Source organism: Pseudomonas sp. NPDC089428, from assembly GCF_044749325.1.
Lineage (GTDB): Bacteria > Pseudomonadota > Gammaproteobacteria > Pseudomonadales > Pseudomonadaceae > Aquipseudomonas.
In genome coordinates this window covers 138,244-153,987 of sequence record NZ_JBIVHT010000012.1, presented here as the reverse complement: position 1 = coordinate 153,987, position 15,744 = coordinate 138,244, and the positions used below count along the sequence as shown (strand labels likewise).

Here is a 15,744-nt window from a genome sequence, read left to right as displayed (position 1 = left end):
TGCGCCGCGCGGGCGGCGCTCGATCTGATAGGCGCTACATACCCCAAGGCAAACACACCAGGCACCACGCAAACCTTAGGCATGCGTCGTCCGCTCTGGGTCGAAAGCGGTCTGTAGTGAACGGCTGCTCTCAGCGGCCCCCTCCTCATGGGATGCTCACACCCCAATCACCGCTTCAACTTCTGCCTTGCATTGAAGTAGCGCCGCCTTCAGCGCTTCCAGATTGTCGTGGAAGCGCAGTGCCGGGACTGCCAGCGAGATCGCATAGTGCTCCGATAGCCCGCTGCGGATATGCACGCCGATACCGCAAACACCCTGGGCGTGCTCTTCCTGATCGATGGCCCACCCTTGTCGTCTGGCGACACTCACTTGCTCCATCAGCACATCGAAAGTGACGATGGTCGACGCTGTGCGACGCTCAAGGGGTGCCGTCAGCATCTGGGTCAAGTGCGCTTCCGAGAACGTGCTCAGCAGCGCCTTGCCATGCGCGGTGCAATGGATGGGAAATGCTGTGCCCACCGGGGAAACGACGCGCAGTTCCTGATCCGAGGGATATTGATCGACGGAAATGGCATGAAGCCCTTTGTACACGGAGACATCGACAGTCTCACGGGTACGCCGCCCGAGGCTCTCGACATAAGGCCGGGCAATTGCCACCAGATCTGTGTGGGCAGACGCCGCAAGCCGAACAAGTGCGGGCCCCAGCCGAATCCCCGAGCTGCCGGTAATCACCATCTGCTGAGCCTCCAGCGCCGTCACGATGCGATGCACTGTGGTACGTGGCAACCCGGACGCCTTGGCAACCTGGCTCAGGCTCAATCCATCGCGCTGATTTTCCAGCGTTTTCAACACCGCAGCGGCACGCGCGATGACCTGCTTTCCAGCACCTTCTGCTTCAGATGTCACCTCTTCCCCCTTTGCCATTCGTCGCTCCTCTCGTTGACATCGACAGGATAACCCAACATGCTTTGTTCCGTTATTCGGATATGTGTTCCATTGAACGGACAAGCCTATGAATCCACCACTTTCTCGATCAGGATCTCTCGTGCTACTGGCAGTCGCGTCGCTGACCATCATGGTCGGGTGCGTCATCGTCCCGGGGTTGCCTACCATTGCTCACAAACTGGGCGTCGGTAACGCTGCCAGTTGGCTGGTCACTGTCCCGTCGTTGGGTGTCATCGTCTTTGGGCCAATGGCGGGCAAGCTCATCGACCGAATCGGGCTATACAAGAGCTTGTGCCTTGGCCTGTTTGCCTACGGGCTGTTAGGCATGCTGGGCTGCATTTTTCACGGCCCAGCGATATTTGTAGACCGACTCCTTCTGGGAGGATCGACGGCCATGATCATGGCCGCCGGAACCGGGCTGATCTCGGAGTTCTACGAAGGCAATGCCCGGTTGAACATGATTGCCAGGCAAGGCATGTCAATCGAGCTGGGCGGCGTGCTCTTTCTCTCTGCAGCCGGCCTTCTGGCAAACGTGGGATGGCAGTGGCCATTCGCGCTGTACCTGTGCGCGTGGGTGCTGCTTGCGCTGGTGCTGGTATGCGTGCCACAGCCTTCCGTTACCAGGCACGCGACGCCAGCAGGCGAGATCTCTCGTTCGCCCTCGGCTGCGCTGAGGCTTGTGTATGCGTTAGCCACGCTCTCCATGATCGTATTCTTCAGCGCGATCATCATGCTGCCATTGCGGTTGCATGACATTGGCCTCAATGAAGCCCAGGTCGGGTACTTTCTGTCTGGTGTTTCACTGGTTGCGGTGGGAGCAGCGGCCCTCATGCCCATTGCTGCCCGCAAGGCAGGCGAACACGGAACACTGATTTTCGGATTGGCTTTTTACGCGCTGGCGCACTTGGCGTTTGTGACCGCAGAGGGCATGACGTTGATGATCGAAGCCGGAATTTGCCTTGGTCTTGGATTTGGGCTCACCGTGCCATTGCTCAACCACATGACCATCGAGCTCAGTCATGCTGCCCAGCGGGGACGTAATCTGGCCTGGCTTTCTGTAGCAATCTTCGGCGGGCAGTTCCTTTCTTCGTTCATCGAGTTCGTGCCAGGAGGGCGAACCTATGGATGTCTGTGGGCAGCCGGCGTGGCCCTGGTGGCGTGTGCGATAGTGGCAGGTAGTGCCAGCCGGCGCCGATTCAGAGCCACTTCTTGAGGAGCCTGGCCCTCAGAGGAATGGATGGAAAGCTGTGGCTGGAAGCTTGCGCCCCATTCAGTGCATCCAGTTTGCTCGTTGGCGGGTATTGCTAGTGGGCGGTTTGTGACTGCCCAGCCAAATCACCTGTCAGGAGCACTCCCCATGAGCCTCAAAACCTCCGCCTGCCTGCTCGCCTGCAGCCTCGCCCTGGCGCTGCAGCCCGTACACGCCCAAGCCCCGCTGCCAGATGCGGTCAAGGTCCCCGATGGCCATCGTGTCTTGCTTGAGACCGTCGGCGTTGGCGAGATCACCTACGAGTGCCGAGACAAGGCCAACACCCCCGGGCAAACCGAATGGACCTTCGTCGGCCCCAAGGCCGTGCTCAATGACCGCGCCGGAAAACAGGTGGGTGACTACTTCGGCCCACCTGCCACCTGGCAGGCCAAGGATGGGTCGAAAGTAACCGGCACCCAGTTGGCGGTGGCGCCGGCCGACAAAGGCGCCCTGCCCTACCAACTGGTCAAGGCCAACCCGGCCGAGGGCAAGGGCGCCATGCACGGCGTCAGCTACATTCAGCGCCTGGCCACCCGCGGCGGCGTGGCCCCGGCAAGCGACTGCACGGCGCAAAACAAAGGCGCCCGGCAGGTCGTCCAGTACCAGGCCGACTATGTGTTCTGGACAGCCAAGTGAAGGGCACTTGAGCAGACACCTTGCAATCGTTCATCTACGCTCGTTGGCAAGCCCCCGGCTCAATGGCCGGGGTACCTTGCACACATCAAGGAATGCGGACACGTTGGACTCGCCTGCCACCCACTTCGACTTCGACCGTTGTCTCAAAGCCTGTGCCCAGGGCGACCGCCAAGCCCTGCATGCGCTCTACGATCACGAGGGTGCACGCCTGCTGGGTGTTGCCCGGCGCATCGCGCGTGACGACGCCACCGCCGAAGATATCGTCCACGATGCAATCATCCGCATCTGGACCCGCGCTGCCAGCTTCGACCCGGCGCGCGGCTCGGCCCGGGGCTGGATCTACAGCATCACCCGCCACCTGGCGCTGAACACGATCCGCGATACTCGCCGTGAAACCGTGCTGGATGACGCCGACATCGATACTTCAACCGCAGTGCAGGGCGGCTTTGATGACATTGACCTCTGGTCAGGCTCGGCGAAAATCTACCGTTGCCTCGAACAATTGCAGCCAGCCCCCCAGCGTTGCATCCTGCACGCCTATGTGGACGGCTGCAGCCACGCCGAAATCGCCGGGCTGCTGGGTGCACCTTTGGGCACCGTCAAGGCCTGGATCAAGCGCAGCCTGAAGGCGCTGCGGGAGTGCCTGGAATGAACCCGGATACTGCCGAAGCACTGGACACCCTCGCCGGCGAATACGTTTTGGGGACCTTGTCGCCCCAGCAACACGCCGCGGTCACCCAACGCCTGGGCACCGACCCATCCTTGCGCGCCGCAGTGGATGCCTGGGAGGCACGCCTGCTGGAGCTGACCGCGCTGGCTGCTGCGCGGCCACCGAGCGCCCGCCTGTGGGGCCGTATCCAGCGTAGCCTGAATGAACTGGCCGCACCCTCAGTCAAGTGGTGGCAACGCCTCGGCCTATGGCAGGCACTGAGTGCTGCGGGGCTGGCTGCAAGCGTGTTGCTGGCGTTCATGTTGCTGACAACACCCCCGCCCACTACTCAATTCGTGGTCGTGCTGGTGGCGCCGAGCAGCCAGGCCCCCGGCTGGGTGGTTCAGACCAGCGACAGCCGTATGATCGAGCTGATCCCGCTTGCCAAGGATGCCGTCCCCGAAGGCATGGCCCTGCAGTTCTGGACCAAGGGCGAGCAGTGGCGCGCACCGGTGTCGCTGGGCCTGGTCAAACCTGGTGAACCCTACCGGGTTCCGCTACAGAGCCTGCCACCGTTGGAGGCCAACCAGTTGTTCGAGCTGACATTGGAGAAATCCGGCGGTTCGCCCACCGGGCTGCCGACGGGGCCGGTGAAATTCATTGGCCGCGCGGTAAAAGTGATATGACCCCAAAACTCTGCAGGAACTGACCGACAGGGATCGATAGCGATTCTTCACGGCGGTCAGCAATCGACTCAAGGCTGCCAGGGAGTTTGCCAGTGATTCGGTGAAAGCCGGCTTGCCCCGCAAAGAGGCCAGCCCCATGAATTGGAGTTGCCTGGCACGGGCTACGGTGCCCGTGATTCGATACACGAGATAACAAATGAAGTACCTCAGGGCATATTTATCAACTCGCTCTGAATTCTTAAAGTTTCTCCATCAACTGCTCATCACCCAACGCACACTTGATAGAGGAACTCCCCATGCCATTCATCAGCGTCCGCATTACGCGCGATGGTGTTACCCGTGAGCAAAAAGCTCAGGTAATAAAAGAAATCACTGACACGATGGAGCGCGTGCTTCATAAAGACCCGACGTTGACCCACATCGTGATCGAAGAAGTCGACACGGACAACTGGGGTTACTCTGGAATTACGACAACCGCGTACAGAAAGCAATTAGCCGAACCAAAACCATGAAGCACACAGTAATAATCGACTTCGTTTCTGATGTCGTATGTCCGTGGTGCGCGCTTGGCTCGACTGCCTTGGACCAAGCCATCGCCAACGTAGCCGGCGAAATCGATGTCAAGTTGACGTTTAAACCGTTTGAGCTCAATCCCGACATGCCCATCGAGGGTGAGGATGCCATCCAGCACATGATTCGCAAGTACGGAAGAACTTCGGAGCAGGTGACGGCACGTAATCTGATGATTGTTGAAAGAGGACGGGAGCTGGGCGTTGAGTTCAATCTTCAAAGACGAACTCACTTTTTCAATACCCATGATGCACATCGCCTGCTGTTCTGGGCAGCGAATCAAGGACTGCAAAGCGAGCTTCACCGAGCACTGTTTGAGGCTTACTTCGTGAATGGGCAAAACCCCAGCAGTCACGAGACGTTGGTGGCGTTGGCTCAGAAAGTCGGTTTGAACGCCCAGCAAGCGCAGGCAGTACTTGAACGCGGGCAATTCACCGATGAAGTCCGAGCGCTTGAAAGTTTTTACTTGGATCGCGGCATCAACTCGGTACCCGCACTGGTACTGAACAATCGGCAAGTCGTCGCAGGCTCACAGTCTGTTGAGTATTACGAAGACGTGTTACGGCAGGCGGCACACGTCGCTTCGTCTGACTGAAAAATGAATCCATAGTTGAGGAAACATCATGAGCAACTCTCAAAAGGTAGTCATCGTAACGGGCGCATCCCAAGGCATTGGTGCAGGTGTAGTGGAAGGGTTCCGAGCCCTCGGCCACAAAGTGGTGGCGACCTCGCGCTCCATTCAACCATCGACCGATCCAGATATCCTGACTGTTGCCGGTGATATCGCGGATCCGGCCACAGCCGAACGCGTGGTGCGCGAAGCCGTGGCCCGCTTCGGGCGCATCGATACGCTCGTCAACAACGCCGGGATTTTCGTCGCCAAACCGTTCACCCGCTACACCAAAGAAGACTATGCGCAAGTCGTTGCAACCAATATGAGCGGCTTCTTCTACATCTCCCAGCTCGCCATCGCGCAAATGGAGAAGAATGGTAGCGGGCATGTGGTCAGCGTCACCACCAGCCTGGTTGACCACGCAATCGACGGTGTTCCGTCGGTAATGGCATCGCTCACCAAAGGTGGCATCAACGCTGCAACCAAATCGATCGCGATTGAGTATGCCAAGCGAGGCATCCGCGCTAACGCCGTGTCGCCTGGCATCATCAAGACCCCCATGCATGGCGCCGAAACTCACGATACCCTAGGCAAGCTGCATCCCGTCGGTCACATGGGCGAGATCAACGACATCGTTCAAGCGATTCTCTACTTGGACAGCGCTTCGTTTGTCACCGGCGAGATCCTGCACGTCGACGGCGGTCAGAGCGCAGGTCATTGATTGACAGAATGCACGCAGCACGCTCAGTTCGGTGTATCTGTCTACCGCATTGTGCGACGCCCAGCCTCCTACCAGCCTCTGTACGGATAAATCCCATGAAGCGGCACTTTGACGATCTGCAGTTGGGGAGCATTGAGCTGTTTTGTCTGTCGGCGGAAGCGGGCAGCTTTACTGCCGCAGCTCAGCTCGCTGGCGTTACCCCGGCCGCAGTGAGCAGGTCGATCCTTCGTTTGGAAAAAAGGCTGGGCTCTCGGCTGTTCGCAAGGACAACCCGAAGCATTCGATTGACCGATGCGGGAAAGGATTTCTTCGAGCAGTGCAGCCAGGCACTGACGCAACTGGTGGAGGCCCAGCAGGCCGTTATGGGCGCTCAAGCAACGCCTTCAGGCCGTCTTCGCATCAGCCTGCCCACGACTTATGGGCACCACCGCATCCTGCCGTTGCTGCCAAAATTTCGGGACCTGTATCCTGAAGTAACGGTTGATATCCACCTTGGTAATCGAAATATCGACTTCGTTGCAGAAGGGTACGATCTGGCGATTCGTGTACGAGCTCAGCCTGACTCCACGATGATTGCGAGGTTGCTGGAGGATGCCAAGCTGGTTGTCGTAGCGTCCCCGGCCTACCTGGAGAAAGCCGGGACACCGCAGACCTTGCAGGAGCTGGAGCATCATGAATGCATTCAGTTTGAGCTTCCGAGTAGCGGTAGGCGTATCTCGTGGCTGTTCCAAGAGGACGGTCGAGAGCGTGAGGTATTCACCGCTGGAAGCTATTCGTGTTCCGACGATGTGTTGGGCGGAGTGACACTCGCCAAGAACGCTGCCGGTTTATTCCAAACCTACAAATTCATCGTGGAACAAGAGCTGGCTGACGGACGACTCGTCGAAGTCTTGAAACCGTTTGGCGGGCGATCGAGACCGTACACCTTGCTGTACCCTCACGGTCGTCATGTCCCGCAGAGGGTGCGCGCTTTTGTGGATTTCCTGGTTCAGTATCGTGAAGAGTGGGCTTCGCTCTAGCGCGAATGTCGTTCACCCGTTCGCAGTTCTGGTAGGGGCGAACGAAACACGGCGCAGGACCCTCCCGGTCATGAGAGGTCGCTCGGGAACCGAGCGGATTGGGTATCTTAATACCTGGGTGAGTGATATGCCCGCGTGGTACTTGGACGCCAAACTACGGCATGGTCGCAAGCCTGAGCAAACCAGCAAAAGGTACGCTGTCGCGTCGTTTTTGAATCGCTCAAGGGCGAACCTCGCTCATCGTCGAGCTCGACTCACGGGGTGCAAGCACACTGATCGCCGTGGCTGCAAAAGACAGCAGGATGCCAACAGCAGCCAGGCCGATCCAGCCTGCCCGGTGCACGCCGTAATTCCCCAATGCGGCGCCGATCGCTCCCCCCATGAAATACGACCCCATGAATACCGTATTGAGCCGGCTTCTGGCCTCGGTCCTCAGGGTGAATACGCGTGCCTGGTTGGCAACCAGCCCGGCACGATTGCCTATGTCGAGCAGCACCATGCCGAAGATCAGCCAGGCGAGATGTTGCCCGCTCGCTGCAATGCAGCTGAAACCCAGGACGAGGGTCATTGCGCCGGCGAGGACCATGGTGCGTGCGCCCAGGCGATCGGTCAGCGCGCCAATATGGGGGGACGCGACGATGCCCAACAGCGCGACCAGGCCAAGCAGACCAATAGTGGCGGAGTCAAGTCCGTAGGGGGGTTGTGCCAACAGCGCGGCAAGCGAGGCCCACAGTGCACTGAATGCGGCGAACATCAGCAAGCCGCTCGCCGCGCAGTAACGCAGCACGCCTTCCTGCCTGACCAGGCCGCCTAGCGAACCCAGGAGCCGGCCGTAGCTTATCGTCTGCAGGCTCGTGGTGGCGGGCAGGCGCTTGGCAACGATGAGCAGCAGCAGGACATCGCTGAGCGAGGCCAGCACGAAGACGACTCTCCACCCCGCATGTGCGCCGGCGAATCCCCCGAGCATGCGCGCCAGTAAAAGACCTGCCGAGAGGCCGCTGAGCAGGCTGCCGACGATACGACCTCGCTCAGCCGCAGTGGCCAACCCTGACAGACAGGGAATGATGAGCTGTGCAGTGATCGCCGTCACGCCGACCAGAAGGCTGCTCACGCACAGCATCGTGAAAGTCGGCGCTACCGCGCAAAGCAGCAAGGCAACGGCATTCCCCGCGATGGCCAGCAGCGCGAGTTGGCGTGGCTGTCGACAATCGGCGAGCGGCACGATGAACAGCAGGCCTAGCGCATAGCCAAGCTGCGTCAGCGTGGCGACCAGGCCGGCCTGTGTCGGCGCCAGGCCAAACGACGCTGCCATCTGCGGCAGAAGCGGTTGGTGATAGTAGATGGTCGAGACCGCCAGCGCGCAGCACAGGGCCATGAGCGTGACAAGGCGGCCGCTAACGCCCATGGGCAATGTGCAAGAAGCAGACATGACGCAGCCCTTTCACTGCTGTTGCAAAGTCTGCACGAGCCCGCGGGTGTCGACGATGCTGTGCGCAAACGTCGGCCCGTTCAGCTCGTGCGCCGCGTGCATCATTTCCTTGCTGAAGGCGGCTGTCGCATCGCGTACCAGCGTGACGTGATAACCCAACTCCATGGCGAAGCGTGCGGTCGATTCGATGCAGGTGTTCGCCAGCAGGCCGACGACGATCACGTGTGTGATGCCTCGCTGCTTTAGCTGGAAGTCCAGGTCGGTATTAGCGAACCCGCTTTGTCCCCAGTGTTCCTGGATGATGATGTCGCCCTCCTGCGGCACGAAGTCGGGATGCCATTCGCCGCCCCAGGAACCCTTGGCAAAAGTGTGGCGTTGCTGGATCAGGCGTTGGGTCGGATTGGGATGATCCCAGTGGTTGTAGTCGCCGGGCTGCCAGCGCCGATGAGGCACGTAGTACACCTGAATGGCTTGTCCTCGCGCGGCGGCAACAGTCATGCGCAGGTTGTCGAGCAGTTGAACCTCGTCCGCGACGCGTCTAAGCATGGGATAAAGCTTGCCGCCATCGGACAGGAAGTCGTTGTAGGGGTCGACCAGCAGCAAAGCGGTCCGCTGCGAGGCATACACAGGATGGGTCATGATGGTGCTCCAGGTGAACAGAGAGGCGTTCCGGGACGTTTGCCAAAGCGGCAACTGCCCCACTGCTACAGCGTAAGCCGCACAGGCCTCATATTAACTATGAAAATCATAGTGTCAACGAAAATGAGGCTTCCATGGTTGATCCATGGGACATTTGTTAGCCTCGCTGCGTTACTATGAAAACAATAGTTTCTACGGAGAAAACAGCGAGATGGCGATGCAGCATGAGACAAGCGATACGGTGTGCCCGGTGGCACGCTCGCTGGATTTGGTGGGCGACAAATGGACCATTTTGGTCCTGCGTGAGCTGTATATGGGCGCGACACGCTTCGAGGAAATGCAGATCCAGACCACCGCTACGCCCCAGATGCTGACTTCGCGCCTGAAAGCGCTGGAGGCGAACGGCCTGGTCGAACGCCGGCCCTACAGCGAAAAGCCGCTGCGCTACGAATATCATCTGACCGACAAGGGCTGGGACTTCTATCCTGTGATCTACGCGCTGCGCACCTGGGGCGAGAAGTGGTGCAAGAACCCGGATGAGGGGTTGGCCGTGCATTTCGTGCACCGCGCCTGCGGCCATGATGTGGGTGTTGCCAGCGTTTGTCCTCACTGCGGCGACGCTGTGGAACGCAAGGACTTGGAGGCGCTCATCAGCGATCGTTTCCTTGACGAACGCGAGTCTCGTCGAGAAGCCTTCAAGCGCAAGTAGCTGGGGCTACGAGGGCATCCCGTACTGACATCCTTGAATTGCTGCCAAAGGAATACTGCCAAGCCAGTCTGCGCTGAACTCGCAATCACCGGGCTTGCAAACAACGGCCAGCGAAGTACGGCAATCTGTGTTCAGGCATCATGCCGGCTTCTGCAGCAGCCATCCTTTCGGGCTTGTACCCACCTTCCGCCGAAAGGTGCGGGCCAACGCAGACGGGCTTTCATAGCCCACTTCATCTGCAATGAGGGCTATCGGGCGGCCTTCACGCAGGCGCTTCTGGGTCAGGCTGATGCGCCAGTTCGCCAGGTAATCTGCCGGCGTAATACCCACCGTCTCGCGAAAGTGTGCAGCAAAGCTCGCCCGCGACATGCCGGCACGACCAGCGAGTTCTGCCACGGACCAATTGCGCTGAGGTTCGTCGTGAATGCACACGAGCGCTCGCGACAGCTGAGCATGGGCCAACCCCGCCATCATCCCTGAGGCGATGGTCCGCCTGGCCATCAGGTGCCGAAGCAGCTGAATCACCATCAGTTCGAACAGCCGATTGAGGACTACATCGCGGCCACATTCATCGCCAAAGGCCTCTGCAAACAGCCAGTCGAGGGTGCCATCGAGGCCCTGCAATTCGCGCAACGGCATGATGATGAAATCCGGCAACGCCAAAGTCAGCGGATTGTTGGCCCCCCCGTCAAAATGCAAGGTGGCACATACCAGTTGCGCATCATCGGCTTCGCTCGCCAGCAATTGATGCGCCTGTGGGCGCACCGCCAGGATCAGGCTCGGTTCAGACAATTCTGTGGGCTGGCCGCGATTGTTCCTGAAGGTCAGCCGCCCTGAACGCAGCAGATGTGCATGGCCGAAACTGTGCTGCCCATAAACGGGCGTGGTGCCACAGAATCCACCCTGATGAAACGTCGATGCATGCAAGTTGAAGTGCTTGAGCAATGTCGATAGACGGTCCATGGCGCCCTCAGGTTTAGACGATCTGTTGCATAACTTGGACGATCTGAACCCGAAAGGAAAGCTCATCTCCTTACGATTCATACCAAGCCGATCGACAAACCGATCGAGCATCCCAAAGGAGAAATACCATGACCCGTATTACTGCGCTCTCGCTGGAGCAAGCCCCTGCCGGCTCGCGAATTGCCCTGGAAGGTATTCAGAAAGGCCTGGGCTTCATTCCCAATGCATTCAGGACACTGGCGCACTCGCCGGCCGCACTCAATGGTTACCTGGGGCTCGCGCAGGCCCTGGGCAAAAGTTCACTCAGCGCCGCCGAGCGTGAAGTCGTTGCCCTCGCCACCTCGCAAATCAATGGTTGCGACTACTGCCTGGCAGCCCATAGCTACTTTGCTACCAAGGCCGGCTTGAGTGATGAAGCCATCAGCCAGGCCCGCAACGGCACACTCAGCGCGGTCGCCACACTGGCGCAACAGATCACCGAAAGCCGCGGCCAGTTGAGCGATGCACAGATCACGGCAGCACGCGAAGCAGGCCTCACCGACAGCAAGATTGTGGACGTGGTGGCACAGGTCACACTGTTGACGCTGACCAACTACCTGAACAATGTCGCCACCACCGACATCGACTTTCCGCCGTCGGCCCGTTAGGAGGGAAGCGCCATGAGCCGGGTGACTGTCTACACCACTCGACACTGCCCTTACCGTGTGAGCGACAAGCGATTGCTATCACGCAAAGGCGTTGATCCTATCGAGATTGATGGAGTGCAGTCTCCCGCCCCCCTGGCTCAGATGCTGCAGCGCTCCGGGCGCAGAACCGTCCTGCACCGTAAGCCCAACGCGATATTCGTCAAGAAGTGTTGCTTGACTGGAGGGTAGCGAAAATTCGTTCTGCGACTCCGGTAGGCGCCAACACCGACTATACTTTTTGGTGAGTCAGAGCAAATCCGACCGCTTCCCTGCCAACCTGGCCTCAATCCAATTCCGCGAATACACGGCGGATCTTCTTGTGTTCCTTGTTGCGGAACGTGAACGCCTCGCTGCCGAAAAACCCAGGCTCAGGTTGAGATAGAGGCATGCTTGCCTTTTTTCAAACCCCTTGATGGTGGATGGAGTTATCCCCCGGGCACGTCATCTCCCACTGAGCACGCCCCAACCACCCATCTATCAAGGTTCAGGCAATGAACACTTCAGAATTTGATAATGCAAAAGAAGCGAATGACGGCCTGGTTCAAGGGCCGCTGCCGGCCGGTACTACCGCGCCAGACTTCACGCTGTACGCAACCCCTGATCAACCGTTATCGCTGCGCGAGTTGAAGGGAAATCCCGTGATACTGGCGTTTTATCCTGCTGACTGGACTTCCGTGTGTGGTGATCAACTGACTTTGTACAACCAGTTGTTACCCACCTTCAAAGAATACGGTGCAGCGCTGCTGGGTATCTCAGTTGACAGCACCTGGTGTCATCAGGCCTTTGCCAGAGATCGGAATTTTCACTTCAGCCTGCTGGCCGATTTCGAGCCCAAAGGGGCTGTGGCGCGACAGTATGGCGCGTACGAGTCCCACCTGGGGGTTTGTAAGCGTGCACTGTTCGTGATCGACAAGGAAGGAGTGGTCGCCTGGAGTTACGTCTCACCCATGGCCATCAACCCTGGGGCGGACGGCATTCTGGATGCGCTGGATGCGCTGGCGATTTCATCACACAGCACACCAACAAAAAGTTAGCAGGTGATCCCATGGCCACTCTCAAAGTTCCGGTAAGTGCCAACGACCATTGCCAGGGAAGTGCGCAAGCCAAGGTCATTTTGGTAGAATTTGGCGACTATCAATGTCCCTATTGCGGTGAAGCGTATTGGATGGTGAAGAATCTGCAACAGCATTTTCGCGATGACTTGCTGTTCGTGTTCCGTAACTTTCCACTGACCACCGCTCACCCGCAGGCGATGGGTGCGGCCATCACCGCTGAGTATGCCGGAAGTCGAGGATTCTTCTGGGAAGCTCACGATGAACTGTATGAAAATCAGGACCGATTGGGCATGCCGCTGTTTCGGGCCATCGCTCTGAAACACCGCCTTTCCGTAGAAGAACTCTACCTGGCCATGCAAGACGGTACCTACGCACCCAAAATAAGATCCGATTTCAATGGCGGTGTACGCAGCGGCGTGAATGGCACCCCGGCGTTTTACATTGACGGACTTCGCTATGACGGGGTTCCCGAGTTCACTGCGATGAGTCATATCATTGAGCTTTCGATAGCACGTGGGTGAAATCGCCAAGCCCAGACAGTGACCTCAGTCTGGCATTACCCCTGCCCGGCTTGAGGTCCAGGCACCGTCAGTTCCCTTCTACATGACAGAGGTGCACACGGAGCCAGCAGCGCATGAAACCCTTGAAGTATCATGAAAAAAATCGACACGCCACATGGCTGGAGTTGTTTTTTGATCTGATTTTTGTTGTTGCAATTGGCAAGGTTACGCATACGCTCGGGCACGTTCAGCAGGGACACTTTGAACAGGAGCAATTATGGACATTTTTCCTGCTTTTTGTTCCGTTATGGTGGGTCTGGTCCAGCCACACGATTTACTCCAATAGATTTGATACAGACAGCAACCCTCACCGCCTGGCAACCTTATTCATAATGCTGCTACTGATTGTGCTATCTGCACGCATTGGCGAAGGGCTGGAAGAAAACTATCCGCTTGTGATGACTTGTTATTTTGGCATACGCGCCATCATCAGCCTGATGTACATTTCGCCCATAAGCAGACTCGATTCCCGTAACGAATTTTCCTCCAGGCTTGGCGTTGCACTGCTAATCAGCGCCGTCGTCAGTCTTTCATCCATTTTTTATGATCCACCTCTGCGTTATTTTGTTGCTTATATTGGGATTTTTCTTGACATCCTATTCCCTGTATTTTCCTGGGGCAAAATAAAGCCATTGCCGACACATACAGAACACTTGATTGAACGACTAGGCCTGCTCACCCTCATCCTTTTGGGCGAGTCAGTCATTAGCCTGTCTGGAGGATTATCCAGCATCCAATGGGATCATTATAATGTGATGGCAGCAATCACCGGCTTTATCATGATTTGCTCCATCTGGTGGATCTATTTTGACAGCTTTTACCTGCTGAGCAAAAATGATAGCAATATGAGTGGGCACGCCTTGATCTACTCGCACCTTTTTCTATTCATGGGGCTGGCCCTCCTGGCAAACTTGATCCGGCATGCCATCCTGAATGACATTGCCATACTCGATTTCCAGATCATGTCATTCATCGGCATGACCTTGTTTTTCCTGGGCAAGCAATACGGCTATTTCATAGCTGTACCGAAAATCAGAAAATACATAGTACAGAACACCTTGATCGTACTGGCTTTAGCCGGGCTGGTTATACTCCTGCCGCGAGTCGATTACATATTGTGCGGCCTGACCGCAACCATGATTTGTTATGTTTTCCTAAATTTCAGATACCGTTGAGTCTTCATTATCAGGCCCGTTGATCGTGGGGGCGCCCTGCAACAGGACGTTGCCCCTGTTCTCGCCTCGTCCCACCATTCATCAACGTCCGCTTCACGCACCCCATGCCCCCTCACAGCTCAACCAGGCAGCGCCGCCAGCAATGCAGCAACCATGCTGTTGAACGTGGCCGGCGAGTCCACGACGCGGGCGGTGGTTTTTACCTCGCCGTCGGCACGCGTGGCGCGCCGGGCCTGATCTGCGGTGGCTGACAGCTTCACGATCACCACTTCGCGGCGAGGGTTGATGTAGATCTTCTGACCGAAGCGCCCGCTGGCCTCGACCGAGCCATCGCCGTCATTCTTCTGGTACCAGTAGTTGCGGTAGCCGTAACCTGGCCGGCCAGGCCCAAGGTTGCCAAGGGCGAACACCGCAGGGTCCGCGGGCTGGAAGGTGCTGTGCACCGCCTGGTTGAAGCTGTCGCCTTTGGCATCGCGGGCCAGTTCGCGGCGCACCAGTTCGGCGAAGCGGGCGGTGTCGCGCAGGTTGCAGCTGATGCCACCACTGGCCATCTCGGTCCCGAGCGGGTCGACCTGGACATAGGCATCGTCCTCGGCGAAGCGTGACCACAACCGCTGCTCGACCAGTTGGGCCCAGTTGAGCCCGGTGATGCGCCGCAATGCCCAGGCCAGTGCCTCCGGCGAACCGTTCTGGTAGAAGAAAGGCGCATTGCCGTCAGGGTTCGGCGCCTGCTGCACCTGCAGGAGGAAGCTGTAGATATCCCCTGGCATGCCCTCGCCTCGCGGTATCAGGCCGGTGGCGGCAAACAGGCCAAGGTCCGGCGGCATCTGTGCGGGATACTCCACCGCCACCCGCATGTCCAGATTGGCCTGTACGGTGGACTCGCCAAACGGCGTGCCGCTCAGTTCCGGCACGTAATGCGCCAGCGTGCGCTGCGGGTCCAGCGCACCTTCTGCGATCAGCTGGGCGGCGATCAAGCCGGTGACCGACTTGGTCATCGATGCCCAGATATGCGGCTGGCCGGGTTGGAAACCTTCCAGATAACGCTCGTACACCACCTTGCCCCGGTGCAGCACGATCAGCCCGTCGGTGCTGGTTTGCTGCAGGTAACCGGCAACGGTCAACGGCTGGTCGCCGGCACTGAAGGCCAGCTTATCGAGCGCCGCAGCGCTGCCTTCGGACAAGGCCAGCGGCTTGGCTGCACGGCCAATGCCACGGGTCGGCGACACCTCGCGGGCGTGGCGCATCGACCAGCGCAGGTACGGCGGCTGAAAGGCGTTGGCCTGGCTGACACGCAACTCCGGTGCCGGTGGGAACCCCTGCATCACGCCCTGCCCGCTCGAGGCAGCGGCCGCCAGCCCAGGGGCCAAGGCACCGGCCAGCACCAGGGCGATACCGGGCAGGTTTGCGGATGAAGGCTGCATGTTGCGCTTGGACATG

The 15,744-nt window shown here is 58.6% G+C and carries 18 protein-coding genes and 1 pseudogene; 14 read left to right on the top strand and 5 right to left on the bottom strand.

Annotated features, from left to right (window positions below):
• Nucleotides 1-156: 156 nt before the first annotated feature.
• A complete protein-coding gene (locus tag ACIPZ5_RS20935; RefSeq protein WP_343596398.1) occupies nt 157-924 on the bottom strand; it encodes an IclR family transcriptional regulator in 768 nt (255 codons plus the stop codon).
• Nucleotides 925-1,045: 121 nt separating this feature from the next.
• Here ACIPZ5_RS20935 and ACIPZ5_RS20930 point away from each other — a divergent pair, with 121 nt between their 5' ends.
• From ACIPZ5_RS20930 to ACIPZ5_RS20895, 8 genes are all read left to right on the top strand, one after another.
• A complete protein-coding gene (locus tag ACIPZ5_RS20930) occupies nt 1,046-2,158 on the top strand; it encodes an MFS transporter (RefSeq protein ID WP_400810369.1) in 1,113 nt (370 codons plus the stop codon).
• 144 nt (nt 2,159-2,302) lie between these two features.
• On the top strand, nt 2,303-2,830 hold the full coding sequence (locus tag ACIPZ5_RS20925; protein WP_261943566.1) for a DUF3455 domain-containing protein: 528 nt from the start codon (nt 2,303-2,305) through the stop codon (nt 2,828-2,830).
• Between the two features lie 103 nt (nt 2,831-2,933).
• Nucleotides 2,934-3,482, top strand: coding sequence for a sigma-70 family RNA polymerase sigma factor (locus tag ACIPZ5_RS20920; RefSeq protein ID WP_261943565.1), 549 nt, complete (start codon nt 2,934-2,936; stop codon nt 3,480-3,482).
• Nucleotides 3,479-4,165 carry an anti-sigma factor domain-containing protein gene (locus ACIPZ5_RS20915; RefSeq protein ID WP_343596403.1) on the top strand — a complete coding sequence of 229 codons (687 nt, stop codon included), beginning with the start codon at nt 3,479-3,481 and terminating at the stop codon, nt 4,163-4,165. Before ACIPZ5_RS20920 ends, ACIPZ5_RS20915 begins: the two co-directional genes overlap by 4 nt.
• Nucleotides 4,166-4,461: 296 nt before the next feature.
• On the top strand, nt 4,462-4,677 hold the full coding sequence (locus tag ACIPZ5_RS20910; RefSeq protein ID WP_343596405.1) for a 4-oxalocrotonate tautomerase family protein: 216 nt from the start codon (nt 4,462-4,464) through the stop codon (nt 4,675-4,677).
• Entirely contained in the window at nt 4,674-5,330 is a 657-nt protein-coding gene (locus ACIPZ5_RS20905; protein ID WP_400810366.1) for a DsbA family oxidoreductase, read from the top strand. Before ACIPZ5_RS20910 ends, ACIPZ5_RS20905 begins: the two co-directional genes overlap by 4 nt.
• 28 nt (nt 5,331-5,358) lie before the next feature.
• A complete protein-coding gene (locus ACIPZ5_RS20900; RefSeq protein ID WP_261943561.1) occupies nt 5,359-6,069 on the top strand; it encodes an SDR family NAD(P)-dependent oxidoreductase in 711 nt (236 codons plus the stop codon).
• Nucleotides 6,070-6,164: 95 nt separating this feature from the next.
• Nucleotides 6,165-7,088, top strand: coding sequence for a LysR family transcriptional regulator (locus ACIPZ5_RS20895; protein ID WP_343596411.1), 924 nt, complete (start codon nt 6,165-6,167; stop codon nt 7,086-7,088).
• A 220-nt stretch (nt 7,089-7,308) separates the two neighbouring features.
• Here ACIPZ5_RS20895 and ACIPZ5_RS20890 read toward each other — a convergent pair whose 3' ends face one another.
• Nucleotides 7,309-8,517, bottom strand: a complete 1,209-nt coding sequence (locus ACIPZ5_RS20890) for an MFS transporter (protein ID WP_400810365.1) — start codon at nt 8,515-8,517, stop codon at nt 7,309-7,311.
• A gap of 12 nt (nt 8,518-8,529) precedes the next feature.
• A complete protein-coding gene (locus ACIPZ5_RS20885; RefSeq protein WP_343596415.1) occupies nt 8,530-9,156 on the bottom strand; it encodes an isochorismatase family cysteine hydrolase in 627 nt (208 codons plus the stop codon).
• 211 nt (nt 9,157-9,367) lie between these two features.
• On the opposite strand from ACIPZ5_RS20885, the gene ACIPZ5_RS20880 reads away from it, so the two are divergent.
• Entirely contained in the window at nt 9,368-9,865 is a 498-nt protein-coding gene (locus ACIPZ5_RS20880) for a winged helix-turn-helix transcriptional regulator (RefSeq protein WP_400810377.1), read from the top strand.
• A 138-nt stretch (nt 9,866-10,003) separates the two neighbouring features.
• Here ACIPZ5_RS20880 and ACIPZ5_RS20875 read toward each other — a convergent pair whose 3' ends face one another.
• On the bottom strand, nt 10,004-10,828 hold the full coding sequence (locus ACIPZ5_RS20875) for an AraC family transcriptional regulator (protein WP_343596417.1): 825 nt from the start codon (nt 10,826-10,828) through the stop codon (nt 10,004-10,006).
• A 128-nt stretch (nt 10,829-10,956) separates the two neighbouring features.
• Here ACIPZ5_RS20875 and ACIPZ5_RS20870 point away from each other — a divergent pair, with 128 nt between their 5' ends.
• The 5 genes from ACIPZ5_RS20870 (at nt 10,957) to ACIPZ5_RS20850 (ending at nt 14,304) form a co-directional block, all read left to right on the top strand.
• The gene (locus ACIPZ5_RS20870) at nt 10,957-11,475 is read left to right on the top strand and encodes a carboxymuconolactone decarboxylase family protein (RefSeq protein ID WP_261943558.1); all 519 of its coding nucleotides are present in this window, start codon (nt 10,957-10,959) and stop codon (nt 11,473-11,475) included.
• A 12-nt stretch (nt 11,476-11,487) separates the two neighbouring features.
• On the top strand, nt 11,488-11,703 hold the full coding sequence (locus ACIPZ5_RS20865; RefSeq protein ID WP_400810363.1) for a glutaredoxin domain-containing protein: 216 nt from the start codon (nt 11,488-11,490) through the stop codon (nt 11,701-11,703).
• A gap of 302 nt (nt 11,704-12,005) precedes the next feature.
• Complete coding sequence (locus tag ACIPZ5_RS20860; RefSeq protein ID WP_343596420.1) at nt 12,006-12,548, top strand: redoxin domain-containing protein; 543 nt, start codon at nt 12,006-12,008, stop codon at nt 12,546-12,548.
• A gap of 11 nt (nt 12,549-12,559) precedes the next feature.
• On the top strand, nt 12,560-13,090 hold the full coding sequence (locus tag ACIPZ5_RS20855) for a DsbA family protein (RefSeq protein WP_400810361.1): 531 nt from the start codon (nt 12,560-12,562) through the stop codon (nt 13,088-13,090).
• Nucleotides 13,091-13,203: 113 nt separating this feature from the next.
• Complete coding sequence (locus ACIPZ5_RS20850; RefSeq protein ID WP_400810360.1) at nt 13,204-14,304, top strand: low temperature requirement protein A; 1,101 nt, start codon at nt 13,204-13,206, stop codon at nt 14,302-14,304.
• 227 nt (nt 14,305-14,531) lie between these two features.
• Here the strand turns inward: ACIPZ5_RS20850 and ACIPZ5_RS20845 are convergent.
• Nucleotides 14,532-15,551 (bottom strand): annotated as a pseudogene (locus tag ACIPZ5_RS20845) (serine hydrolase domain-containing protein); the annotation flags it as partial.
• Nucleotides 15,552-15,744 lie beyond the last annotated feature (193 nt).